This window comes from Nocardia otitidiscaviarum, assembly GCF_007362295.1.
GTDB classification, from domain to species: Bacteria; Actinomycetota; Actinomycetes; order Mycobacteriales; family Mycobacteriaceae; genus Nocardia; species Nocardia otitidiscaviarum.
The window spans coordinates 6,478,241-6,501,983 of record NZ_CP041695.1 but is presented as its reverse complement, the minus strand read 5'-3'; the positions used below and the strand labels follow the sequence as shown (position 1 = coordinate 6,501,983).

General features: G+C 69.0%; 25 protein-coding genes. 20 read left to right on the top strand and 5 right to left on the bottom strand.

Annotated elements, in window-relative coordinates; translation table 11 throughout:
• Nucleotides 1-5: 5 nt before the first annotated feature.
• The 17 genes from folP to FOH10_RS29125 all read left to right on the top strand — a co-directional run bounded on the left by folP (nt 6) and on the right by FOH10_RS29125 (nt 15,510).
• Complete coding sequence (gene folP, locus FOH10_RS29205) at nt 6-857, top strand: dihydropteroate synthase (protein WP_143984386.1); 852 nt, start codon at nt 6-8, stop codon at nt 855-857.
• Entirely contained in the window at nt 854-1,225 is a 372-nt protein-coding gene (gene folB / locus FOH10_RS29200; protein WP_039808948.1) for a dihydroneopterin aldolase, read from the top strand. The genes folP and folB overlap by 4 nt, the downstream gene beginning before the upstream one ends.
• The gene (gene folK, locus FOH10_RS29195; RefSeq protein WP_143983085.1) at nt 1,222-1,752 is read left to right on the top strand and encodes a 2-amino-4-hydroxy-6-hydroxymethyldihydropteridine diphosphokinase; all 531 of its coding nucleotides are present in this window, start codon (nt 1,222-1,224) and stop codon (nt 1,750-1,752) included. Before folB ends, folK begins: the two co-directional genes overlap by 4 nt.
• 13 nt (nt 1,753-1,765) lie before the next feature.
• On the top strand, nt 1,766-2,236 hold the full coding sequence (locus tag FOH10_RS29190) for a DUF3180 domain-containing protein (protein WP_029925197.1): 471 nt from the start codon (nt 1,766-1,768) through the stop codon (nt 2,234-2,236).
• Nucleotides 2,237-2,305: 69 nt separating this feature from the next.
• Nucleotides 2,306-3,445 (top strand): DUF6779 domain-containing protein, encoded by a 1,140-nt coding sequence (locus tag FOH10_RS35910; RefSeq protein ID WP_244961420.1) that lies wholly within the window; start codon nt 2,306-2,308, stop codon nt 3,443-3,445.
• Between the two features lie 184 nt (nt 3,446-3,629).
• Nucleotides 3,630-4,610, top strand: coding sequence for a Rossmann-like and DUF2520 domain-containing protein (locus FOH10_RS29180; protein ID WP_143983084.1), 981 nt, complete (start codon nt 3,630-3,632; stop codon nt 4,608-4,610).
• Nucleotides 4,610-5,536 (top strand): pantoate--beta-alanine ligase, encoded by a 927-nt coding sequence (gene panC, locus FOH10_RS29175; protein ID WP_143983083.1) that lies wholly within the window; start codon nt 4,610-4,612, stop codon nt 5,534-5,536. Before FOH10_RS29180 ends, panC begins: the two co-directional genes overlap by 1 nt.
• Before the next feature lie 14 nt (nt 5,537-5,550).
• Entirely contained in the window at nt 5,551-5,970 is a 420-nt protein-coding gene (gene panD / locus FOH10_RS29170; protein ID WP_143983082.1) for an aspartate 1-decarboxylase, read from the top strand.
• A 14-nt stretch (nt 5,971-5,984) separates the two neighbouring features.
• Nucleotides 5,985-6,776: a type III pantothenate kinase gene (locus FOH10_RS29165; protein WP_029925204.1), complete on the top strand. Its 792-nt coding sequence runs from the start codon at nt 5,985-5,987 to the stop codon at nt 6,774-6,776.
• Between the two features lie 192 nt (nt 6,777-6,968).
• The gene (locus FOH10_RS29160) at nt 6,969-7,583 is read left to right on the top strand and encodes a cupin domain-containing protein (RefSeq protein WP_143983081.1); all 615 of its coding nucleotides are present in this window, start codon (nt 6,969-6,971) and stop codon (nt 7,581-7,583) included.
• Nucleotides 7,580-8,011, top strand: a complete 432-nt coding sequence (locus tag FOH10_RS29155) for a rhodanese-like domain-containing protein (protein WP_029925207.1) — start codon at nt 7,580-7,582, stop codon at nt 8,009-8,011. The genes FOH10_RS29160 and FOH10_RS29155 overlap by 4 nt, the downstream gene beginning before the upstream one ends.
• 212 nt (nt 8,012-8,223) lie before the next feature.
• On the top strand, nt 8,224-9,690 hold the full coding sequence (gene lysS / locus FOH10_RS29150) for a lysine--tRNA ligase (protein WP_051036763.1): 1,467 nt from the start codon (nt 8,224-8,226) through the stop codon (nt 9,688-9,690).
• Nucleotides 9,691-9,808: 118 nt separating this feature from the next.
• A complete protein-coding gene (locus FOH10_RS29145; protein WP_029925210.1) occupies nt 9,809-10,168 on the top strand; it encodes a histone-like nucleoid-structuring protein Lsr2 in 360 nt (119 codons plus the stop codon).
• A gap of 199 nt (nt 10,169-10,367) precedes the next feature.
• Complete coding sequence (locus FOH10_RS29140) at nt 10,368-10,991, top strand: FHA domain-containing protein (protein WP_051036735.1); 624 nt, start codon at nt 10,368-10,370, stop codon at nt 10,989-10,991.
• A 131-nt stretch (nt 10,992-11,122) separates the two neighbouring features.
• Complete coding sequence (locus FOH10_RS29135) at nt 11,123-11,683, top strand: anthrone oxygenase family protein (protein WP_143983080.1); 561 nt, start codon at nt 11,123-11,125, stop codon at nt 11,681-11,683.
• Nucleotides 11,684-11,760: 77 nt separating this feature from the next.
• Nucleotides 11,761-12,723: an esterase/lipase family protein gene (locus FOH10_RS29130; protein ID WP_051036737.1), complete on the top strand. Its 963-nt coding sequence runs from the start codon at nt 11,761-11,763 to the stop codon at nt 12,721-12,723.
• 240 nt (nt 12,724-12,963) lie between these two features.
• On the top strand, nt 12,964-15,510 hold the full coding sequence (locus FOH10_RS29125) for an ATP-dependent Clp protease ATP-binding subunit (RefSeq protein WP_143983079.1): 2,547 nt from the start codon (nt 12,964-12,966) through the stop codon (nt 15,508-15,510).
• A 77-nt stretch (nt 15,511-15,587) separates the two neighbouring features.
• On the opposite strand, the gene FOH10_RS29120 is transcribed toward FOH10_RS29125, so the two are convergent.
• A complete protein-coding gene (locus tag FOH10_RS29120; RefSeq protein WP_143983078.1) occupies nt 15,588-16,253 on the bottom strand; it encodes a hypothetical protein in 666 nt (221 codons plus the stop codon).
• Nucleotides 16,254-16,377: 124 nt separating this feature from the next.
• Between FOH10_RS29120 and FOH10_RS29115 the strand changes: the two genes are divergently transcribed.
• Nucleotides 16,378-18,411: a serine/threonine-protein kinase gene (locus FOH10_RS29115; protein WP_143983077.1), complete on the top strand. Its 2,034-nt coding sequence runs from the start codon at nt 16,378-16,380 to the stop codon at nt 18,409-18,411.
• A 178-nt stretch (nt 18,412-18,589) separates the two neighbouring features.
• Here FOH10_RS29115 and FOH10_RS29110 read toward each other — a convergent pair whose 3' ends face one another.
• The 4 genes from FOH10_RS29110 to FOH10_RS29095 form a co-directional block, all read right to left on the bottom strand.
• A complete protein-coding gene (locus FOH10_RS29110; protein ID WP_039808959.1) occupies nt 18,590-18,877 on the bottom strand; it encodes a hypothetical protein in 288 nt (95 codons plus the stop codon).
• Nucleotides 18,878-18,991: 114 nt separating this feature from the next.
• Complete coding sequence (locus FOH10_RS29105; RefSeq protein ID WP_244961419.1) at nt 18,992-19,810, bottom strand: LLM class flavin-dependent oxidoreductase; 819 nt, start codon at nt 19,808-19,810, stop codon at nt 18,992-18,994.
• Nucleotides 19,811-19,894: 84 nt separating this feature from the next.
• Complete coding sequence (locus tag FOH10_RS29100; RefSeq protein ID WP_143983076.1) at nt 19,895-20,557, bottom strand: response regulator transcription factor; 663 nt, start codon at nt 20,555-20,557, stop codon at nt 19,895-19,897.
• Complete coding sequence (locus FOH10_RS29095) at nt 20,554-21,849, bottom strand: sensor histidine kinase (RefSeq protein ID WP_244961418.1); 1,296 nt, start codon at nt 21,847-21,849, stop codon at nt 20,554-20,556. The genes FOH10_RS29100 and FOH10_RS29095 overlap by 4 nt, the downstream gene beginning before the upstream one ends.
• Nucleotides 21,850-21,976: 127 nt before the next feature.
• Between FOH10_RS29095 and FOH10_RS29090 the strand changes: the two genes are divergently transcribed.
• Entirely contained in the window at nt 21,977-22,885 is a 909-nt protein-coding gene (locus tag FOH10_RS29090) for an ABC transporter ATP-binding protein (RefSeq protein ID WP_143983074.1), read from the top strand.
• A complete protein-coding gene (locus tag FOH10_RS29085) occupies nt 22,882-23,730 on the top strand; it encodes an ABC transporter permease subunit (RefSeq protein WP_143983073.1) in 849 nt (282 codons plus the stop codon). The genes FOH10_RS29090 and FOH10_RS29085 overlap by 4 nt, the downstream gene beginning before the upstream one ends.
• Nucleotides 23,731-23,743 lie beyond the last annotated feature (13 nt).

The window sequence follows — 23,743 nt, the reverse complement described above, 5'->3', positions numbered from 1 at the left end:
TGGTGATGGGGGTCGTGAACGTCACCAGCGATTCGTTCTCCGACGGGGGGCGCTATCTGGACACCGAGCTGGCGGTGGCGCACGGGGTGGCGCTGTACGAACTCGGGGCCGACATCGTCGACGTGGGTGGGGAGTCCACCCGGCCGGGGGCGGTGCGGATCGATCCGGCGACCGAGGCGGCGCGGGTGGTGCCGGTGATCCACGGGCTCGCGGCGGCCGGGGTGCCGACCAGCGTGGACACCATGCGGGCGAGTGTGGCCGAGGCCGCCGTCGAGGCGGGCGTGACCATGGTCAACGACGTCTCCGGCGGCCGCGCCGACGCCGATATGGTGAAGGTCGTCGCCGCGGCGGGGCTGCCGTGGATTCTCATGCACTGGCGCGCCGAGGCCGACTACCGGCACACCGGGGCGGCCGAGCATTACGACGACGTGGTCGCCGAGGTGTGGGCCGAGTTGCGCGCCCAGGTGGAGTTGGCCGTCGCCGGGGGCGTCGGTGCGGACCGGCTGATCCTCGATCCCGGGCTCGGATTCGCCAAGAATGCCGACCACAATTGGGAACTGCTCGGTGGGCTCTCCGAACTGGTGGGCACCGGGCTGCCGATCCTGATCGGCGCCTCCCGCAAGCGGTTCCTGGGTGCGCTGCTGGCCGATGCCGCGGGCCCGCGTCCGCCGGACGGGCGCGAGACCGCGACCGCGACCATTTCCGCGCTGGCCGCCGAACAGGGCGCCTGGGGAGTCCGGGTGCACGATGTGCGCGCCTCACTGGACGCCGTCGCCGTCACCGATGCCTGGCGGCGCGCCGAATCCCGTCGGCGCGAACGATTCTCGGACCGCCGCCTGGACGGGGGCGTCCGATGAGCACCGATCGCATCGAACTGCGCGGGCTGCGGGTGTTCGCCCATCACGGCGTCTTCGACTTCGAGAAGCGCGACGGTCAGGAATTCGTCGTGGACCTCACGCTGTGGACCGATTTCTCGGCGGCCGCGAAGTCCGACGACATCGCCGACACCATCCACTACGGCGAACTCGCCGACAGCGTGGTCCGGATCGTGTCCGGGCGGCCGCGCGATCTCATCGAGACGGTGGTGTCCGAGGTCGCCGACGCGGTCATGACCGACCCGCGCGTCCATGCCGTGGAGGTGGTGCTGCACAAGCCCGCCGCGCCGATCCCGCACAGCTTCGAGGATGTGCGGGTGGTCACCAGCCGCCGCCGGGAGGCGTCGTGACCCGCGTGGTGCTGTCCATCGGCTCGAATCTGGGTGACCGGCTGACGCACCTGCGCGCCGTGGTGGACGCCCTGCGCCCCCGGCTGCTCGCGGTGTCGCCGGTCTACTCGACCCCGCCCTGGGGCGGTGTGCCGCAGCAGGACTACCTGAATGCCGTGCTGCTGGCCGAGGATCCGGCGCTGGAACCCGGCGACTGGCTGCGCCTGGGACAGGAGCTGGAACAGGCCGCCGAGCGGGTGCGGGAAGTCCGCTGGGGGCCACGCACTCTCGACGTGGACATCGTCTGGGCCGCACGGCGGCGCGACGGGGCCGCGGCGGTCGTGCGCAGCGCCGATCCGAGCCTGACCCTCCCGCATCCGCGGGCGCATGAGCGCGCCTTCGTGCTGGTGCCGTGGCTGGACGTGGAACCGGACGCCGTGCTCGAGGCCGCGGGGCAGGCGCGCCCTGTGCGAGAGTGGTTGGCGGAGTTGGATTCCGCCGACGTGGACGGGGTCCGCAGGACCGCGCTGTCGTTGGGGTGGCCGTGATGAGGCGGGTGCTGTGAGACCGACACGCGTACTGGACCTGGTCGCGAATGTGCTGCTGGCCGCGATCGTGGCCTGGATCGCCACGCGGGCGGCCTATTCGAGCTTCCCGCCCATCTCGGTGTTCGCGGGGGCGTCCCTGCTGCCGGTGGCGGTGCTGGAGGTGGTGTTGGCGTTCATCATTCGGGCTCGGGTGGGGGACGGGCGGATCGGCAGCGATTCGCGGCAGCTGCATCCGATCACGGCCGCGCGGGCGGTGGCGCTGGCCAAGGCGTCGGCGCAGGTGGGATCGCTGGTGGCGGGTGTTTGGCTGGGCTTCCTGATCTGGGTGCTGCCGCAGCGGTCGGAACTGCGTGCGGCGGAGGCGGATACGCCGGGGGCGGTGGTGGGGCTGCTCGCCGGTGCGGCGCTGGTGGCCGCCGCGCTGTGGCTGGAGTATTGCTGTCGCGCGCCGAGTGAACCCCCGGACGAAGCGGCAACATCATAGCTAACGTTTTGTCGGGAATCGCAGGCAACCTGGGCATCTGACCGTCTCGGACAAGCTACGCTGACGGACATGGTTTCACCCTCCCGGAGCAGTGCTTCCCGTCGCCGGCGGGAGGACGCGGGAAAGTTCTTCACCGGTGTTCTGATCCTTCTGGGTCTGGTTGCCAGTGTGTTCCTGGTCTTCAGCGACAACGTCCAATTCGTGCGCATCGGACTGGTGGCGGCCCTTTGGGCGGCCGCCATCGGAGCCCTCGCCGCGACGCGTTATCGCAGGGAGGCGGCCGTCGACAAGGCAAAAGTCGGTGACCTCCAGAAGGTCTACCACCTGCAGTTGGAACGCGAGGTTGCCGCCCGCCGCGAATACGAGCTCGGTGTCGAGTCCCGAGTCCGCCAAGAGGTGGGCGCCGACGCCGCCGAACTGGCCGCGCTGCGCGCCGAACTCACCGTCCTACGCGAGTCCCTGCAGCGTCTTTTCGACGGCAACCTGGACTATGACCGCCCCGCGCTGCGCGCCGACGCGGTCCGAGTCCAGGAACTCCCCGGTTCGCCCGCCACCGCCTCGCTCGGTGCGGCGAACGATAACTGGGAGGACGCCACTCCCTGGGATCCGTGGGAGTCGCGGCACCCCGTCACGCCGGTCTTCGAACCCGACCACCCCGAGCCGCCCGCCTTCGCCAGCCCCGACGACGAACCGGTGACCGCCGAGACCGCCGCCGTCTCGGCCGCCGACTACGACCAGGCCCGCGCCGAATACGCCGCCATTCGCGAACAAGCCGACCGGGCCGCCGCTTTCGGCCCCGCCCCCGCCGACGACTTCGACCCCTTCGACGACTCCAAGAATCGCGCCGACGCGGCCCTGGACCCCGGCATCTCCGGTGGTATCGACATCGACGGTGCCGACACCGCAGCCGCCGCCGACACCGCGGCCGCCGTCAACGGCAAGTTCGTCCCCGTGAGCGGTCCCCCCGAGGGCGAATTCGACGATGCGGACGGCGCCGGCGGCGACCGCGCCGCGACCGCCTCGGAGACCCCGGAGGAACCCCCGACCCGCACCCCACCGCACCCGACCAACGGCGCGCACCCCACCCCCATGGGAACCGCCAGCACCCGCCGTCGTCGCCGCGCCGACGAGGATTCCGACTCCGACAACGGCCGTCGTCTCTCGGTGGCGGAGATCATGGCCAACCTGCGTTCCGAGGGCGACCGCTGACCGTACGCACGGCACGTCCGGGGCAGGGCGGCGGCCGCGTGTCACACGCGGCCGCCGCCCTGCCGTGTCGAGTGGCACTTCCCACAGTTCGTGGCCGCCGCGAATCGGCACCGATATTCTCGTCGGCGTAACGTCCGGTACCCGCGTAGCGCGGGACTGGAACGGCACTTTCGAGAGGACAAGGGTGACCTCGGACAAGGCTGTCTGCGGGACCGACCCTGCGCCTGCACGGTTGACGGTGGGAATCGTCTCGGCGGGACGCGTCGGGTCCGCGTTGGGTGCGGCACTGGAGCGTGCCGGTCATGTGGTGTTCGGTGTTTCCGGTATCTCGGACGCCTCGGTGCATCGTGCCCGGACCCGGCTGCCGGATTCGGAGATTCTGCCGGCCGAGGAGGTGGCGCGTCGCGCCGAACTGCTGCTGCTGGCCGTACCGGACAGTGAGCTGGCCGGTCTGGTTTCGGGGTTGGCGACGGCGGACGCGGTGCGGCCCGGCACCATCGTGGCGCACACCTCGGGTGCGAACGGTATCGGCGTGCTGGCCCCCTTGACCGCACGCGGCGCGCTACCGCTGGCCATTCACCCGGCCATGACGTTCACCGGGCACGACGAGGATGTGTCCCGGCTCGGCAACGCCTGCTTCGGCATCACCGCCGCGGACGATATCGGCTTTGCCATCGCCCAGTCGCTGGTGATCGAGATGGGCGGCGAACCGGTGCGGGTCGCCGAGGAGCATCGCACGCTGTACCACGCGGCCCTGGCCCATGGCAGCAATCACCTGGTTACGTTGATTCTGGACGCGGTGGAGGCATTGCGCGCCGCGCTCGCCGGTCCCGGCCTGCTGGGCCAGCAGCTCGTCGACGACCAGCCGGGCGGCCTCGCCGAACGCGTGCTGGCCCCGCTGGCCTCGGCCGCTCTGGACAATGCCCTGCGCCGCGGGCCGTCCGCGCTGACCGGTCCGGTGGCTCGCGGCGATGTGGACGCCGTGGCCGCGCATCTGAACGCACTCGAGTCCACCGACGCGGAACTGGCCGCGGGCTACCGCGCGCTCTCGCTGCGCACCGCCCAGCGTGCCCGCACCAATCCGGCGCTGCTCGAACTGCTGGCATCCCCGAGCGGTCGGCGCGATGCCGCCGAGGGCTCCGACCAGGCGAAGGAAGGCAACTGATGGATCCCACGCTGCGTGGCACCTACAAGCGCGGTGAACTCACCGTGCTGCACGATCCGGCGATCATGAGCAAGGTCTCCCATGCGCTGCGCCAGGTGGGCCGCCGGATCGCGCTGGTGCCGACCATGGGGGCACTGCACGAGGGGCATCTGGAACTGGTGCGCCGCGCCAAGCGCACCAACCAGACCATCATCGTCTCGATCTTCGTGAATCCCTTGCAGTTCGGGGCCAACGAGGATCTGGACAAGTACCCGCGCACCCTCGACGCCGATGTGGAGCTGTTGCGCGCGGAGGGCGTCGAGCTGGTCTTCGCGCCCAGCGCCAACGACATGTATCCCGAGGGCCCGCGCACCACCGTGCACCCCGGCCCACTCGGCGACGAACTCGAGGGCGCGGTCCGTCCCGGCCATTTCGCGGGCGTCCTCACCGTGGTCGCCAAGCTGTTCAATATCACCGACCCGCACGAGGCGTTCTTCGGCGAGAAGGACTACCAGCAGCTGACGCTCATCCGCCAGATGGTGCGCGATCTGAACATGGGCCTGAAGATCGTGCCGGTCGCCACCGTCCGCGAGCACGACGGCCTGGCGCTGTCCTCACGCAACCGCTACCTCGATCCGGAGCAGCGTGAGCTGGCCACGGTGCTCTCGGCCGCCCTGGCCGCGGGCCGCCACGCCGCGGGCCTGGGCGCGGACAAGGTCCTCGAGGCCGCCCGCATGGTGCTGGCCGAGGCTCCGGCCATCGAACTCGACTACCTGGAGCTGCGCGGCTCCGATCTCGGCCCGGTTCGCGCGGAGGGCAATGCCCGCCTGCTGATCGCCGCCCGGATCGGCAGCACCCGGCTCATCGACAATATGCCCGTCACCATCGGCATTCCGATCGACGGCCACCCGACCACCCCCGACCAGCCTGCCCAGGCATCTCTCTAGGAAGGGCGACGACGATGTTGCGCACCATGATGAAGTCGAAGATCCACCGCGCCACGGTGACTCACGCCGATCTGCACTACGTCGGTTCGGTGACGGTCGATCAGGATCTGCTCGACGCCGCCGATCTGCTCGAGGGTGAGCAGGTCTGCATCGTCGACATCACCAACGGCGCTCGCCTCGAGACCTACGTGATCGCGGGGGAGCGCGGTTCCGGCGTGATCGGAATCAACGGGGCCGCAGCGCATCTCGTGCAGCCCGGCGATCTGGTCATCCTGATCGCCTACGGCATGATGGACGAGCAGGAGCTGAAGAGCTACGAACCCCGCGTGGTGTTCGTGGACGACCGCAACCGGCAGGTGGAGCTGGGTTCGGATCCGGCGCACGCGCCGGAGGGCTCGGGCCTGACCTCGCCGCGCTCGCTGTCGTTCGCCTGACCGCGGGCGCGGCCATGCTGCTGACCATCGACGTCCGCAACACTTCGATCGAGCTGGGCCTGTTCTCCGGCGGCGGTGACCATTCGAAACTGGTGCGGCACTGGCGGATGCACACCAATCCGCTGTTCACCGCGGACGAGTTCGCATTGCAGGTGCGCGGTCTGATCGGCGCGGATGCCGAACAGGTGACCGGTGTTTCGGCATTGTCGACGGTGCCGCCGGTTTTGCGGGAACTGCGCGAGATGCTGTCCCGCTACTGGGGTCATGTCTCCCATGTTGTCGTGGAACCCGGTGTGCGAACGGGAATTCCGCTGCTGGTCGACAATCCGAAAGAGGTCGGCGCGGACCGCATCGTGAATTGCCTTGCCGCGTATCACCGTTTCTCCTCCCCGGCGATCGTGGTGGATTTCGGCACCGCCATCTGCGTGGACCTGGTTTCCGCCAAGGGGGAATTCCTGGGCGGCATCATCGCCCCGGGGGTGGAAATCTCCACCGAGGCGCTGGTGGAGCGCAGTGCCCTGCGGCGTGCGGAACTGGCGCGCCCGCGCTCGGTGGTGGGCAAGAACAGTATGGAGTGCATGCAGTCGGGCGCGATTTTCGGTTTCGCGGGCCTGGTGGACGGGCTGATCGACCGTATTCGCGACGAGTTCGACGCGTTCGCCGGTGACGACGTGGCCGTGGTGGCCACGGGCGCTTCCGCGCCGCTCATCGTGCCGGAATCGGAGACCATCGAACACCACGAACCGCATCTGACCCTGGCGGGACTGCGGCTGGTGTACGAACGCAACCAGCAACGCCGCCGATAACGGACCGATCGGCCGGAACGTGACGCAGTCGTCTCCCCGGCCGTCTGTTGCTTCGCGGGAATCCGCTGTTAGACTCTCGCTCGTGTATTTCCGTGTGAGCACCCAGGAGTGTTGTCGAGGCTGATTCGCCTCGGCTGTCGTCGAGGCTTCCGATAGCCCCTCGACCAACCACACATTCCTGGAGTTTCGCTCATGCGTTCCTCTGCACTTTCCCTGTCGAATTCCGCCGTGCGCACCCGCACCGAGGCCCTGCTGCCCGAGGTGACCGAGCGCGCTACCGCCTCCGCCCTGCCGACCCGCCTGCGACCCGCCGACCTGCTGCGCCTGACCGACGAGGGCGCCGAGGACGTGCTGGCGGGCCGCTACGACCACCTGCTTCCGGAGAACGGCCTGTGGCCCACGGAGAACCGCTGGGCGGTGCGGCTGCTCGCCGACGACGAGGTGGATGTCTGGCTCATCAGCTGGGTGGCCGAGAAATCCACCCGGTTACACGACCACGCCGGTTCGCTGGGCGCGCTGACGGTGCTCTCCGGCGCGCTCGCGGAGTTTCGGTGGAATGGCTCCGACCTGCGCCGCCGCATCCTCACCGCCGGTGATCAGGCGTCCTTCCCGCTCGGCTGGGTGCACGACGTGGTGCGTGCCGACGATGCCGAGGCGGGCGACGTCGGCCCGCTGAACCCCACGCTCAGCGTGCACGCCTACTCCCCACCGCTGTCGGCCATGTCCTATTACGACGTCACCGGCCACGGCACCCTCAAACGCACCCACACCGTCCTCACCGACCAGCCCGAAGGTGAACTGCAATGAGCCACTTGACTATCGACGGCATGCTCGAGCAGGCGCGCGGTCGCCTGCGGCGTGTCTACGCCTTCGAACTGCCGCAGGCCGTCGGGCGGGGCGCGATCCTGGTCGACATTCGCCCCCAGGCGCAGCGCATCAAGGAGGGCACCATTCCGGGGGCCCTGGTCATCGAGCGCAATGTGCTGGAGTGGCGGCTCGACCCGGCCAGCTCCGCGCGGCTGGCGCTGGCCACCGACCACGACGTGGAATGGATCGTCGTCTGCTCGGAGGGCTACACCTCGAGCCTCGCCGCCGCCTCGCTGCAGCAGTTGGGATTGCATCGCGCCACCGATCTGGTGGGCGGATATCAGGCGCTGAAAGCGGCCGGACTGCTCACCGTGGCGGCGGCCGCGCCGCACTTCCAGCGCGAGGTCGCCACCCTCGCGTGGCTCTAATTCGATATCCGCGATCGTAGGTCGATCGTGGCCGTATCGTTATGCCCGGCGAACGGTCGGGCGGGGAGAAAAACGATTTCCGCCGCACGATAGGGTGGTGCTCCGTGAGCACCCCCAATCCCTCTTCTTCCGGTACCGCCGACTCGGCCGCCTCCGGGCAGGCCAAGGCCGCCGCCGCGCGTGCGGCCGTGGAACACGATGTTCCCGAGCAGATGCGGATTCGCCAGGAGAAGCGGGAGCGCCTGCTCGCCGAGGGGCGGGAGGCGTATCCGGTGGTGGTCGAGCGCACGCACGCGCTCGCCGAAATTCGTACCGCTTACCCGGATCTCGCGCCGGACACCCAGACCGGCCTCATGGTCGGGATTGTCGGCCGCGTCATATTCATGCGCAATACCGGCAAACTGTGCTTCGCCACGCTGCAGGAGGGTGACGGCACCAAACTGCAGGCCATGATCAGTCTCAACGGGGTCGGCGCGGAATCCCTCGCCGCCTGGAAGGCCGATGTGGACCTCGGCGACTTCGTTTCCGTGCACGGCGAGGTGATCGCTTCGCGCAGTGGCGAATTGAGCGTGATGGCCGATTCCTGGGCGATGGCGGCCAAGGCCCTGCGCCCGCTCCCGGTGGCGCACAAGGAGATGAACGAGGAGTCGCGCGTCCGCCAGCGCTACGTGGATCTGATCGTGCGCCCGGAGGCGCGCGAGATGGCCCGTACCCGGGTGGCCGCGGTGCGCGCCCTGCGCAATGCCCTGGAGCGCCGGGGCTTCCTCGAGGTCGAGACCCCGATGCTGCAGACGCTGCACGGCGGTGCGGCGGCGCGCCCGTTCGTCACCCACTCCAACGCCCTCGACCTGGACCTCTACCTGCGCATCGCGCCGGAGCTGTTCCTGAAGCGCTGTGTGGTCGGCGGCCTGGAGAAGGTCTTCGAGATCAACCGCAACTTCCGCAACGAGGGTGCGGACTCCACCCATTCGCCGGAGTTCGCAATGCTGGAAACCTACGAGGCGTACGGCACCTACGACGATTCCGCGACGATGATGCGGGAATTGATCCAGGAAGTCGCGCAGGAGGTCTACGGCACCCAGGTGGTAACCCTTGCCGATGGCACGGAATACGACCTGTCGGGGGAGTGGACCACCGTCGAGATGTACCCGTCGCTGTCGGAGTCGATCGGTGTCGAGGTGACTCCGGAAACGACCGTCGAGGAATTGCTGGCCCTGGCCGATCGGGTCGGTCTGGAAATTCCCGAGGGTAAGGGGTACGGCCACGGCAAACTGGTCGAGGAACTGTGGGAGCACGTCTACGGGGACAAGCTCTATGCTCCGACTTTCGTGCGCGACTTCCCGGTGGAGACCTCTCCGTTGACACGTCAGCATCGCAGCAAACATGGGGTTACCGAAAAGTGGGATCTGTACGTCCGTGGCTTCGAGCTCGCAACCGGCTATTCCGAACTCGTTGATCCGGTGATCCAGCGGGAACGCTTCGTCGATCAAGCGCGTTTGGCCGCCGCCGGTGATGATGAGGCGATGCGGCTGGACGAGGACTTCCTGGCCGCGATGGAGCACGGTATGCCGCCTACGACCGGAACCGGTATGGGAATCGATCGGTTGCTCATGGCGCTGACTGGCTTGGGAATCCGAGAAACGATACTCTTTCCAATTGTGCGTCCGTCGGCTCGCTGAGTGCGCCGGATTGCATTGCCGATACCCACTTCGGGAGTATCGGAATTCAGCGGTATTCTGACTTCGGGTAATCGGCCTGGTTTGCAGGGTCGCACGATTTCGAGAGGACGTTCATCTCATGGCAAAGAAGGTCACCGTTAGCCTGATCGACGATGTCGACGGTGAGTCCATCGCGGACGAGACCATCGAGTTCGCTATCGATGGGGTGTCGTACGAGATCGACCTGTCGTCGGATAATGCGGCCAAGCTGCGTGACGGTTTGGAGACCTGGGTTGCCGCCGCCCGCAAGGTGAGCGGTCGCCGTCGCACCAAGGCTGCCGCGGGCGCCACCGCGGGTCCGAAGAGCCGGGTTTCCATCGATCGTGAACAAAGTGCGGCGATTCGGGAATGGGCGCGCCGGAATGGGCACAAGGTGTCGGCTCGCGGACGTATCTCCGCGGACATCACCGAGGCTTACAACAAGGCCGCCGCGAAGTAGTTGTATTAGCGACCGTCGCTCGGGTGTTCGTGCGAGCCCGGGCGGCGGTAGTTTTATTCATACGCTTTACACATAACCGGTCATGGGTGCTGGCTGCCGATCTCGGAAGCACGATCTTGCTCGGGCCGAGTCCGCACGGCACCATTGACTGTGTGCGAACGACGTCACTGGCTGGGTGGAGAGACGAGGTAACGGCGCAGTGACCGCATTCCAGGGCTCATTCCTGCGGGTCAAGGATCACCAGGGCCATCAGCACGAGCTGATGCTGGCCCCGGACCGCCCCCGCGTCACCATCGGCCGCTCGCCGCAGGCCGACCTCGCCCTCTCCTGGGACGTCGAGGTCTCCCGCCTGCACGCCACCGTCGAATACCTGGGCGCGCACTGGACCATCGTCGACGACGGGCTTTCCCGCAACGGCACGTTCGTCAACGGCGACCGGCTGGTCGGTCGCCACCGCCTCGCGCCCGGTGACGTCATCCGGATGGGTACCACGCGGGTCACCTTCCACGACTTCACCGGCGCCTCCGGCGACATCACCCAGACCTCCACGGGCTCGCTGCCCACGCTGCGCTCGCTCACCGAGACCCAGCGCGCGGTCCTGGTCGCGCTGTGCCGCCCGTACAAGAACAATGCGGGCTTCGCGACGCCGGCCTCGAATCAGCAGATCGCCGCGGAGCTGTTCCTCAGCGTGGACGCCATCAAGACGCACCTGCGCGCGCTGTTCGCCAAGTTCGGCGTGGAGGATCTGCCGCAGAACCAGAAGCGCGTCCGCCTCGCGGGTCTGGCCATGCAGAGCGGCGTCATCTCCGACCGGGATCTGTAGCCCGCCTTATCCGGTGGACTCCCGCGGATGTCCACGAGAGCCTCGGCCATGGATACCGGCGTCCGGAGCGGCTTGACTAGGGGCGTAGCGATTCGGATTCCCCGGAATCCGCCCCAGTCAGGAGAGTTTCCATGTTCGCGCTTCGCATTGCCGCTCTGGTGGCGGCGACCCTGTCCACCGGCCTGATCGCGGGGCTGTTCTACGCCTATGCCAACTCGGTCATGTTGGCGCTGGGTCGCAGCGACGACCGCACCGTTGTCGACGTGATGCAGAAGATCAACGTGGTCATCATCAATCCGTGGTTCATGATCGCGTTCCTGGGCACGGTCGGATTCACGGCGCTGGCCGCGGCCCTGCATCTGGGCAAGGACTTCCGGACCGTGCTGCTGTGGATCGCGATCGCCCTGGTGCTCAATGTGATCGCCTTCGGCGTGACCGCGGGCGGCAACGTCCCGCTCAACAACCAGCTGGCGGCGGCCGGTGACCCGGCGGGCATCGCCGATCTGGCGGCGGTCCGGGCGCAGTTCGAATCCGCCTGGGTCCGTTGGAATATCGTGCGCGCGGTGCTGCACACCCTGGCCTTCCTGGTGCTGCTGGGCGCGTTGTTCGTGGCGGGGCAGCAGCACGGCGAGGCCGAGGCGACGCCGTCGAGCGCCGGAACTGTCTCATACACGCCGCGGCAGGTCGGCTAGTTTCTCGCCGTTTCCGCCGTTATCTAGAACGTGTTCCGGTTACATTTCCCGGAACACGTTCTAGTTTTGGAGGGGATATGCGCCGCACCCTGTTCCGGCGCTCGCCGGGAACACTGCTGATCATGGCCGTGCTGGCCGCGCTGTGGACCGCCGCGAGCACACCCGCCCGGGCCGAGTACCCGGTGGTCTACAACTTCTTCGCGGGCATCCCCAACGAACTCGCCGTTCCCGGCGGCGCACTACCCGGTTCCAACGACTGGAACTGCGAACCCACTGCGGCGCACCCGAACCCGGTGGTGCTGCTGCACGGCACCGCGGGCGGCGCGCAGACCAACTGGGGCGCGTACGTCCCGCTGCTGGCCAACGAGGGCTACTGCGTCTACGCGCTGACCTACGGCAGCCTGGACGTGCCGTGGCCGCTGTCGGCCATGGGCGGGATGCGGCCGCTGCCGGAGAGCGCCGCGCAGGTGGGCGCCTTCGTGGACCGCGTGCTCGCCGCCACCGGCGCCGCGCGGGTCGACTTCGTCGCGCACTCGCAGGGCAATATCGTCGGCAACTACTACATCAAGCGGCTCGGCGGCGCGGGCACGGTGGACAAGTTCGTCGGGATCGCACCGCCGTGGCGGGGGCTGTTCGGCGATCAGATGCGGGTGATCCGGGCCTTCGGCCGCGAACTGGGCGTGGACGCCGACAGCGTCGACAAGATGGCCGCCATGGGCCTGGTGTGCCAGGCGTGCCCGCAGATGCTGGGCGGTTCGACATTCCTGGACGCGCTCAACGCCGATGGCGTGTACCACCCTTCGGTCACCTACACCAATATCGCGACCTCTTACGACGAGGGCGTGTTCCCCTCGGTCGCCCTCGTGCCCGGTCCGAACGCCACGAACATCCTGGTGCAGGACGGCTGTCCCACCGACTTCTCCGATCACATGGCGATAGCCGGGAGTTCGCGCACCGCGGCCTTCGCGCTCAACGCGCTCGATCCGACGCAGCTCCGTAACGTTCCATGCGGTTTGATCCCCCCGCTGACGGGCAGTTAGTTCGTATGTTCGCTCTGGGCGTAGCCGGGCCGGAAACGAACCCGGGTACCACCCCGTTATGAGGGAATGAGTCGTACTGTCGCCGGTTCGCAATAGGGTGGACGGACGACGGGCGGAACCCCTGGCAACTAGAGTGGAGGCCAGGGGGATGCAACCCCAGGGCTTCATGGCAGGCTGGCCTTCAGTCGAACACTGAAGCGCCGGACGCCGTAGATAGCGGAGCAGGAGAGTGAGGGAGCGATGTTCGAGAGGTTCACCGACCGCGCGAGGCGTGTCGTTGTCCTGGCCCAAGAAGAGGCCCGGATGCTCAACCACAACTACATCGGCACCGAGCACATCCTGCTGGGTCTGATCCACGAAGGCGAGGGTGTCGCGGCGAAGTCCCTGGAGTCGCTGGGCATTTCGCTCGAGGGTGTGCGCAGTCAGGTCGAGGAGATCATCGGCCAGGGCCAGCAGGCCCCGTCCGGTCACATCCCCTTCACCCCGCGTGCCAAGAAGGTGCTGGAGCTGTCGCTGCGCGAGGCGCTGCAGCTCGGCCACAACTACATCGGCACCGAGCACATTCTGCTCGGCCTGATCCACGAAGGCGAGGGCGTCGCGGCGCAGGTGCTGGTCAAGCTGGGCGCGGACCTCAACCGGGTGCGCCAGCAGGTCATCCAGCTGCTGTCCGGATACCAGGGCAAGGAGCCGGTGGAATCCGGCACCCGCGGTGAGGCGGGCACCCCGTCCACCTCGCTGGTGCTCGACCAGTTCGGTCGCAACCTGACCCAGGCCGCCCTCGAGGGCAAGTTGGACCCGGTCATCGGCCGCTCGAAGGAAATCGAGCGCGTCATGCAGGTGCTCAGCCGCCGTACCAAGAACAACCCGGTCCTGATCGGTGAGCCCGGCGTCGGCAAGACCGCCGTCGTGGAGGGCCTCGCCCAGGCCATCGTCAACGGCGAGGTGCCGGAGACGCTGAAGGACAAGCAGCTCTACACCCTCGACCTGGGTTCCCTGGTCGCGGGCAGCCGCTACCGCGGTGATTTCGAGGAGCGCCTGAAGAAGGTGCTCAAGGAGATCAACACCCGCGGCGACATCATCCTGTTCATCGACGAGCTGCACACCCTGGTGGGTGCGGGCGCGGCCGAGGGCGCCATCGACGCGGCCTCCATCCTCAAGCCCAAGCTGGCCCGCGGTGAACTCCAGACCATCGGCGCGACCACCCTCGACGAGTACCGCAAGTACATCGAGAAGGACGCCGCCCTGGAGCGCCGCTTCCAGCCGGTGCAGGTGGGCGAGCCGACCGTCGAGCACACCATCAACATCCTCAAGGGTCTGCGCGACCGCTACGAGGCGCACCACCGGGTGTCCATCACCGACGGTGCGCTGGTGGCCGCGGCGACACTGGCCGACCGGTACATCAACGACCGGTTCCTGCCGGACAAGGCGATCGACCTCATCGACGAGGCCGGTGCGCGCATGCGCATCCGTCGCATGACCGCGCCGCCGGACCTGCGCGAATTCGACGACAAGATCGCCGACGCCCGCCGCGAGAAGGAAAGCGCCATCGACGCGCAGGACTTCGAGAAGGCCGCGCGCCTGCGCGACAAGGAGAAGCAGCTCGTCGCCAAGCGCGGTGAGCGTGAGAAGCAGTGGCGCTCCGGCGATCTGGACGTCGTGGCCGAGGTCGACGACGAGCAGATCGCGGAGGTGCTGGCCAACTGGACCGGTATCCCGGTGTTCAAGCTCACCGAGGAGGAGACCACCCGTCTGCTCCGCATGGAGGACGAGCTGCACAAGCGGATCATCGGCCAGGAGGACGCGGTCAAGGCCGTCTCCAAGGCCATCCGCCGCACCCGCGCCGGTCTGAAGGATCCCAAGCGTCCCTCGGGGTCGTTCATCTTCGCCGGTCCGTCCGGTGTCGGTAAGACCGAGCTGTCCAAGGCGCTCGCCAACTTCCTGTTCGGCGACGACGACGCGCTCATCCAGATCGACATGGGCGAGTTCCACGACCGCTTCACCGCCTCGCGCCTGTTCGGTGCCCCTCCGGGCTACGTCGGGTACGAGGAGGGCGGCCAGCTCACCGAGAAGGTGCGCCGCAAGCCGTTCTCGGTCGTGCTCTTCGACGAGATCGAGAAGGCCCACCAGGAGATCTACAACACCCTGTTGCAGGTGCTCGAGGACGGCCGTCTCACCGACGGCCAGGGTCGCACGGTCGACTTCAAGAACACGGTGCTGATCTTCACCTCGAACCTCGGCACGCAGGACATCTCGAAGGCGGTCGGCCTCGGCTTCGCGCAGAGCAACACCGAGGGCTCGAACTACGAGCGGATGAAGCTCAAGGTCAACGACGAGCTGAAGAAGCACTTCCGCCCCGAGTTCCTCAACCGCATCGACGACGTGATCGTCTTCCACCAGCTCACCCAGGATCAGATCATCGAGATGGTGGACCTGATGATCGGCCGCGTCGCCACGCAGCTGAAGAACAAGGACATGGCGATCGAGCTGACCGACAAGGCCAAGAGCCTGCTCGCCAAGCGCGGCTTCGACCCGGTGCTCGGTGCGCGTCCGCTGCGTCGCACCATCCAGCGCGAGATCGAGGACCAGCTGTCGGAGAAGATCCTCTTCGGCGAGCTGGGCGCGGGCCAGACCGTGCTGGTCGACGTCGAGAACTGGGACGGCGAAGGCCAGGGCGAGGACGCCAAGTTCACCTTCACCGGCAAGATGAAGCTGACCAAGAAGGACTCCGCCGAGGAGAAGCCGGTCGTCGCCCTCGCGGGCGAGTCGTCGGCCGCTTCCGGCGAGTAGGTTTCGTCGCTGGCCGAAAGCCCCGCTCACCTCGATGGTGAGCGGGGCTTCCGCGTGCGTACGGGGAACTCGCGCGCTCAGTTCCCGTCGGCGGCGACCGGCTCCGCCACGATCATCCAGCTGCCGCCCGCGCTGTCCGCGGTGACGTGAATCCAGACGCGCTGATCGGTCCGACGGACCAGGTAGGTCGTCACCTTGCCGTTGTAGATGTCGCCCAGGCCGGAGCTGTAGGCCACCCGCACCTCGCGGTCGATCGTGTCCAGCACCTCCTGCGGGATCTTGGATTCGGTGACCCGCACCCCGCCCGCGTCCTCGACCGCGTCGTCGATCGCCTCCATCAGCGCGAATTTCGAGAACGCGGCATCGTCCGCGGCGTAGATGGGGGACTGGTAGACCTTGCCGACCACCCATTTCAGCCCGTCGCCGGTCCACACCGGCACCCGGTCGCGCTCGACGATCGGGTCCGGGGTGTTCGGGTTCTCGAATCCGGCGGGAATGGCGAAGTAGGGGAATTCGCCCAGCTCGGCATCCGACAGCGGGACGCTCTCCGGATCGAAGCCGCTGCCCGCTCCGGCGGTGGCGGCGGTGGTCGTGATCGTGGTGGCGGCCGTCGCCGCGGTGGTCGTGGTGGTCGCTGCCGCGCTGTCCTCGCTGCCCGCACAGCCGGTCACGGCCGCGCACACCACCGCCACCAGCGCGCCCGCTCGGGCCGTGCGGGCGGTCGCGTTCTGTCGCCACTGCATGGGTGATCCTCCCTGTTCGGTCTGCGTCGGCGACGCTATCGGTGGGCGAGCGTCCAGGAGTCTCAGCGTGGTCTCATATCTACCGATAGAGTGCCGGGCAGAAGACCGACCGGAGGAGTAGCTGTTGACGGCGACAGCGGACCCGCCGCAACTCGCCGAACTCACGACGGCGCTGGCGACACACCGCCTGATCAATGTGTGCGGACCGCTCGGTGTCGGGAAAACCCATCTGGTCGAGAGTCTTTCCACCGCGACGCGCGTCGACGCGCTCGCCCTCGCCGACGGACCGGGTTTGCTGGCCGATCCCGCTGCCGGGCACGGCGCGGGTGAGCACCGACCGGCCGAGACTGCGGTCGCTCGGGGCACCGCGTCCAGACCCGGTGTGCGGCCGGAGACCGCCCGATCGGCAGCGCCGCCGCTGGGTACACGTCGCCGGGGCGGTGAACGCGCCGATCGGCCGTCACCAGCCGCCGGTGACGGGGTGGCCGATGTGCATCGGGGGACTGTCGGTGCGGTGATCGCGAGCGAGGCGTGCATGGGCGGTGGGGCACTGGTTGTCGACGAGGCGGATGCTCCCGGGCGGCTCGGGACGGTTCGCGCGGTCGTGGACCACTATCCGGGGCAGGTGGTCGTGGTGACCCGGAAACCGTTGGCCTCGTATCCGGTGTGGTCGGGGCTGGATATGGCGACGATCCGGGTCGGGCCGCTGCCGGATGCCCGCATCGATGAAGCGGCACGGGACGCGGGGATCGCGGATCCGGCGGTGCGCGCGTGGGTTACGCGGACAGCGGGCGGGATCCCGCTCGTGGTGCACGCGGCCGCGCGAGCCCTCCGGGCGGGCGTCCCACCGACCGTGCCGGGCGCGCTGGCCGACCGGATCGCACAGGAACTGCTCGAGCGGCTGGGCCGGGAATCACCGGGCCGTCGGTGGCAGCACGCGCTGCGCCGCCTGGCCACCGCCGGAAGCGCCGACGAGGCCGGGTTGGCGGGCGGACCGGAGCTGTTCACCCTGGTGTCCGGGCTCAGCGTGGTGGTGCCCGGGCCGCTCGGCCTGTCGATCGCCGAACCGTATCGGGAGATACTCGAACTCGCGTACGCGTGGCGGCAGCCCGACGGCCACCGAAAGGTGCGCGACCGCACCGCGATTCGCGCACTCGCCCGCCTGAGCGAGGAAGCCGACGCCGAACGCCGCGCGGCGCTGGCCGAGCAGGCGCTGTTCCTGACCGCGCCCGCACCGGTCCGCGCGACACTGTTCCCGCCGGTGCCCGGCAACCGACCCGTCCACCAGGCCACCGCCGCGGACGCCGACGATATCGCCCGCCTCATGCGGCAGTGGAGCCACCGCAGCGGTTTCGCCCCGGACCGGGCCGAACGCGTCGTCGACCGCTGGTCCGCGACCGACATCAGCAGCTTCCACCTGGTTCGCGACGAGGAGGGCCGCTTGGTCGGCCTGGCCAACCTCATGCCCATCGCGGACCACACCGCCGACAGCATCGAGCCACTGCTGCAACAGCATTCGGATGCGATCATCGGTGACCGCCGGGGCGGGCTGCTGCTGGGCGCGGCGTTCGGGACCGATCGGGCCGCGCACGCCCGCATCCTGCGCCATACCCTGGCCGTGGGCACGCGCGCCGGAGATCTGGTGGTCTCCACCGCGAACCCCGACTACCTGAATCTGTTGCGCGCGCTGCGTTTCGATCCGCACGGACCGCTGCGGGACGATCTCTACCGCTCCGGCCGCGCCCCCGAGGTGTACAGCAACGACTTCACGGCCGGGTCGGGTCGGCACTGGTTGCAACGGTTCGCGGGGATACCCGACGCACCGACGGCCGAGGTCGTCGCCGCCGCCCTGCACGCCATCGACGATCCTGCCGCCCTGGCCACGAGTCCACTGCTGACATCCCCGATCACCCCGACCGCCACCGCGCTGCGCCGCTGGCTGCACGCCATGATCGCGGAGTTGGCCGCCGCCGCCGACCCCGTCACGGCGGAGTCGGGAACCATCCTCGCGGCCTACTACACGCGCCCGTCCGCGACCCATGTGCAGGTGGCATCACGGCTGCACCTGAGCCGCGCCACCTACTTCCGCCGTCTGCGCCACGGTCTGGCCCTCATCGCCACCCGACACCGGCATGACCAGCGAGCAGCGCACGGCTGACTCGTGCGGGTGGCCCGGATACCGGTCGCGTCGGATCGGGAGGCCATGCGGCTGGTCGCGTCGGATCGGGAGGCCATGCGGCTGGTCGCGTCGGATCGGGAGGCCATGCGGCTGGTCGCGTCGGATCGGGAGGCCATGCGGCCGGTCGCGTCGGAGCGGGCCGTTGGGCGACGCGGCGTCAGCGCCCGTTCGCCGAGAGGCTGCCCTGCCCGGACCGGAACGGCCTGGTCACGAAGGCCAGCGCGCCGAGGACCGCCAGGGCGTGCCCGAACATGGTGCCGTAGTACGGGGCGGGCAGCGCCGAGTCGACCAGCCACCCGATGCCGGCGCCCGCCGCGAAGCCGAGCCAGCCGCCGATGAGCCCACCCGCCACGGACCGCGCCACGGGACCGTGCCCGAGCACGACGCCCGCCGCCACCGCGACCACCAGCCCGATCGCCGTGACCGTCAACCCGGGCACCAGCATGTCCGCTCTCCGTTCCGTGGGCCTGCGTATTCACCCTCGACCCTGCCGGAAAACCGCTGGTGGCGGTATCGGGGTTTCCCCTGGAATCACACCCCGACCCCTCCGCCTCGAGGACTACCCCCGGATGCTTCGGAGGTGGGCGAGCACCGGTTCGAAGGCCGAGGCCAGTTCGCCGGGCACGAGCAACTCGTCGATGCCGTACTTCTCGCGGTAGTGGGTCAGCAGCGCCGCGGACTCCTCCGGATCGGCGGGCAGCAGCGCCGCCGCACCAGCGCCGCGCAGCGAGTCGGCGGTGTGGCCGAGCCGGGCGGTGACGAAGTAGGGCAGGGCGGTGCCGACGCCGACCAGTTGCAGGGTGAAGGAGACGACTCGGTCGGTCCGATCACGGACGGCGGCGACGATCTCGGCGAGACCGGATTCCGGTGTCGCCGGATCGACCGCGAGATGTACGCGATCGGCGTATTCGGCCGCGACCGCGAGCATGCGGGGGCCGGACGCGGCGACGACCATCGGCGGTGCGGGCCGAACCTGGGCCCGCACCGCCGCGATGGCCTCGATCACCTGGCGGCGGCGGTCGGCCCCGGAACCCCAGGGCATGCCCAGCTGCTCCGCCTCACCGCGTGCCTCCGGGCGGCCGGTGCCGAGGCCGAGTTCGAAGCGCCCGTCCGAAAGCATCTGCAGGGCAGTGGTTTCCCGGACCAGCGCGGCGGTGGTGCGCAGCGGGGCGGCGAGCACATTGGGCCGCAACCGCAGGGTGGTGGTGACCGCCGCGGCGGCGGCCAGGGTCGGGAAGGGCGATGGGGTGAACAGGGTGTCGGGCAGCAGGACGGTGCCGTAACCCTGCTCCTCGGCGCGCTGTACGCCGCTGGTCCATTCACCGCCGGAGCGGGGCGTGAGGACGATTCCGAACCGCATGTCTTGGTGGCTGCTCATAGTTTGAGCATCCGCGTCGCGCTCGGTCCGGGCATCTGCCGCACGACCACGATCGGGCTACGTCTGTGGACGTACGGTCCGGGCCTACTGCCAGCCGGGCCGGACCAGTCCGGACTCGTAGGCGATGACCACCAGTTGCGTGCGGTCGCGGGCCGCGAGTTTGACCAGGATCCGGCTGACGTGGGTGCGTGCGGTGGCCGGGCTCATGTAGAGCCGCTCGGCGATCTCGGCATTGGTCAGCCCCTCCGCCACCAGCGCCATCACCTCGCGCTCACGGTCGGTGAGTTCCGAAAGCGTCGTCGCCGGAGCCGGTTTCGCGTGGGTGGCGAATTCGGCCACCAGCCGTTTGGTGACACTCGGGGAGAGCAGCGCGTCGCCGCCCGCCACCACCCGGACCGCCTTCACCAGATCCGCGGGTTCGGTGTGCTTCACCAGGAAGCCGGTGGCCCCGGCCCGCATCGCCTCGAAGACGTATTCGTCCAGTTCGAAGGTGGTCAGCACGACCACCTTCACCTCGGTGAGCCGTTCCTCGGCCGCGATGATCCGGGTCGCCGCCAGCCCGTCCAGCACCGGCATCCGGATGTCCATGAGCACCACATCGGGGGTGAGCTCACGGGCCAGCCGGACGGCCTGCTCGCCGTTGTCGGCCTCGCCGACCACCTCGATATCGTCCTGTGCGTTCAGCAGAGCCACGAATCCGGCGCGCACCAGCACCTGGTCGTCGGCGATCACCACCCGGATGGTCACGGCACCTCCTGTGCGCGTTGCGTATTCGGCCGCTGTTCCACCCGGGGCAGCGGCAGTCGGGCGTCCACGTGGAAGCCGCCATCGGAGTCGGGCCCGGCGGACAGCTCGCCGCCCAGCGCGTGGGCGCGCTCGGTCATACCCGAAATCCCGTGGCCGCCGGGCGAACTGAGCGCGGCGGGCGCGGTGGGCCGGGTGTTGTCGACGGTGACGTGCAGCTGTTCGGGCGAATAGTGCACGGTGACGAGCACTTCCGCGCCCGGTGCGTGGCGCACCACATTGGTGAGCGATTCCTGGATGATGCGCGCCGCCGCCACGTCCACCACGGCGGGCAGTCGCCGTCGCGTGCCGATCACATTGCTGCGCACCTGGATTCCGGCGGTGCGCGCGGCTTCGGTGAGCCCGTCCAGATCGGCGATGCCGACGGTCGGCGCGGTGGGCGCGGCCCCTGCTCCGGACCGGATCGACCGCAGCAGCGCGTGCACCTCGCCGAGCGCGTCCCTGCTGGCGGTCTTGATGGCCGACAACGCCTCCGCGGCCTGCTCGGGTCTGCGGTCGAGCAGTTCCAGCGCCACCGACGACTGCACATTGATGAGCGAAAGACTGTGCGCGAGCACATCGTGCAGTTCCCGGGCGATCTCCAGGCGTTCGGCGCTGGCCCGCCGTTCGCGTTCGGCCAGTTCCCGCGCCCGCTGCTCCTGCTCGTGCCGTCGCGCCGACTCCGCCCGCTGTCGGCGCGCCACCAGCACCGACCGCCGCTGCCGCAGCGCCTCGGCGAGCGCGACCAGCACGAGCAACCAGGCCAACAGTCCGAACTGCTGCCAGGCATTGCCGGTGTAGCCCCGCCACTCGGGCACCGGCCACACCATCAGCAGATAACCGGGGACCACGAACGGATAGGAGTACCACCGTGACCCGATGCGCCCCGCCGTCAGGAAGGCGACGATCAGGGCGAAGAAGACCGGCCCGTACCCGTAGCCGAACAACAGGTACGCGGCGGTGACGGCCAGGACCGTGTAGAACACCGGCAGCGGGTACCGCCGCCGCGCCAGCAGCAGCAGCGGCCCGGCGATCAGCAGCCCGCAGCCGAGCGGGTCCAGCGCTCGCAGCGCCTCACCGCGTGCGTTCGCCGCATACCCGGCACCGACCTGCACGATCACCAGCACCAGCACCAGCGCGGCATTCCAGCGGACGGTGTACTCCGGGCGTGTCCAGCGTGCCCAGGCGGCGGCGATCGGTGACACCTCCGGCCTCGGCTGATCGGGCGATTCGGTCGCCGCCGCATTCGAGGTCACCTCTGCACGGTAGCCCGCTACGTACCCTCCCGACTGGTTCCCGACCGGAAATACGTCTGCGTACGTATGCCGTATCGCGCGCCGCAGCGGATGTGTCACCGCAGCTCGAGGGCGGATTCTTGAAGCCATGAACGATTCGATCGCGGTCACCGAGAGGTTGACCAAACGCTACGGCCCGCACACGGCCGTGGACGCCGTCGACATGAGTGTCCGCCGCGGCGAGATCTACGGCTTCCTCGGCCCGAACGGCGCGGGCAAGACCACGACACTGCGCATGCTGGTGGGCCTCATCCGCCCCACCGGCGGCACCGCGACCGTACTCGGCCGTGCGCCCGGCGATCCGGCCGCGCTGCGCCGCATGGGCGTCCTCATCGAGGGGCCGGGGTTCTATCCGTATCTATCGGGACGCGACAACCTGCGCGTACTGGCCCGCTACCGGGGAGTCGGCGGGAATGCGGGATCCGGCGGCGTGGCGGAGGTGCTGGATCGGGTGGGCCTGACCGACCGCGGCGATGACAGATTCCGCACCTACTCCCTCGGCATGAAGCAGCGGCTCGGTGTCGCCGCCGCCCTGCTCGGCCGCCCCGACCTGTTGATCCTCGACGAACCCACCAATGGTCTCGATCCGGCCGGTATGGCCGAGATGCGGGAGCTCATCACCGGTTTGGCCGCCGACGGGCACACCGTCGTGCTGTCGTCTCACCTGCTCAGCGAAGTGCAGGAGATCTGCGACCGTGTCGGCGTCATCTCCCGGGGCAGGCTCCTGACCGAGTCCACGGTGCGCGAGTTGCGGGGCGCGGCAACCCTTTTCCTGCGCGCGGAGCCACTGGAGACCGCCTTCCCGGCGGTGCGCCGGGTGGTGGGCGACCGCTCCGCGCTGCTGACCGCCACCGGCATCAGAGTCGATGCCGGTGTGGCAAAGGCGCCGGCGGTCGCACGCGCGGTCATCGCGGCCGGAGCGGATCTGCTGGAACTGCGCACCGATGAGAAGTCCCTGGAAGAAGTGTTTTTCGAGATGACGGAGCAAGCGTCGTGAATGCCCTGCTGGCAAGTGCCCGTGCCGAATTCCTGCGGCTGCGCAAGTGGCCCGCCTACTGGATCGTGCTGGGCGTCTGGATTCTACTGAACCTGACCTTCGCCTACCTGTTCAACTATCTGGCCTACACCACCGGCGACAGTAGCGGCCCGCCCAGCGGGCAGCCGCGCGAGGAGTTGCTGCGGTTGATGCTGCCGGCCGCAGTGCCCGAGGTGTTCACCCAGGGGATGGCCATGTTCGGCGGCGCGCTCATGCTGGTGCTCGGCGCGCTGGCGGTGGGCAGCGGGTATGGCTGGGGGAGTTGGAAAACCGTGTTCACCCAGGGGCCTTCGCGGGTCGCCGCCGTCGGCGGGCTGGTGGTGAGCCTGGCGGTCACCGTGGTGTCCCTGGTCGTCGTCGCCTTCGTCGTCGATACCGGGGTGGCGGCGCTCATCGCCGCGAGCGAGTCGCAGTCGCCGGCGCTGCCCTCGTTCGGACGGATTCTGCTCGGCCTCGTGGTCGGCTCCGCGATTCTGGGCATGTGGACCCTGGCGGGCGCGCTGATCGGCGCGATCGCCCGCGGTCCCGCGCTGGCGGTCGGTCTCGGCCTGGTGTGGGTGCTGGTGGTGGAGACGCTCCTGCGCGGGGTGGCGAACATCTTCGATCCGATCGCGCCGATCACCGACTATCTGCCGGGTACCGCCGCCGGTTCACTGGCCGGATCCATGCGCACCGCCGACGGACCCGCGACCCCCGGCGTGCTGGACATCCTGACCCGCACCGAGTCGTTCGTCGTCCTCGCGGTGTACGCGGTGGTCTTCGCGGGCGGCACGGCGTGGCTCATGCGCCGCCGAGACATGGTGTGAGGCAGTGTGTTCC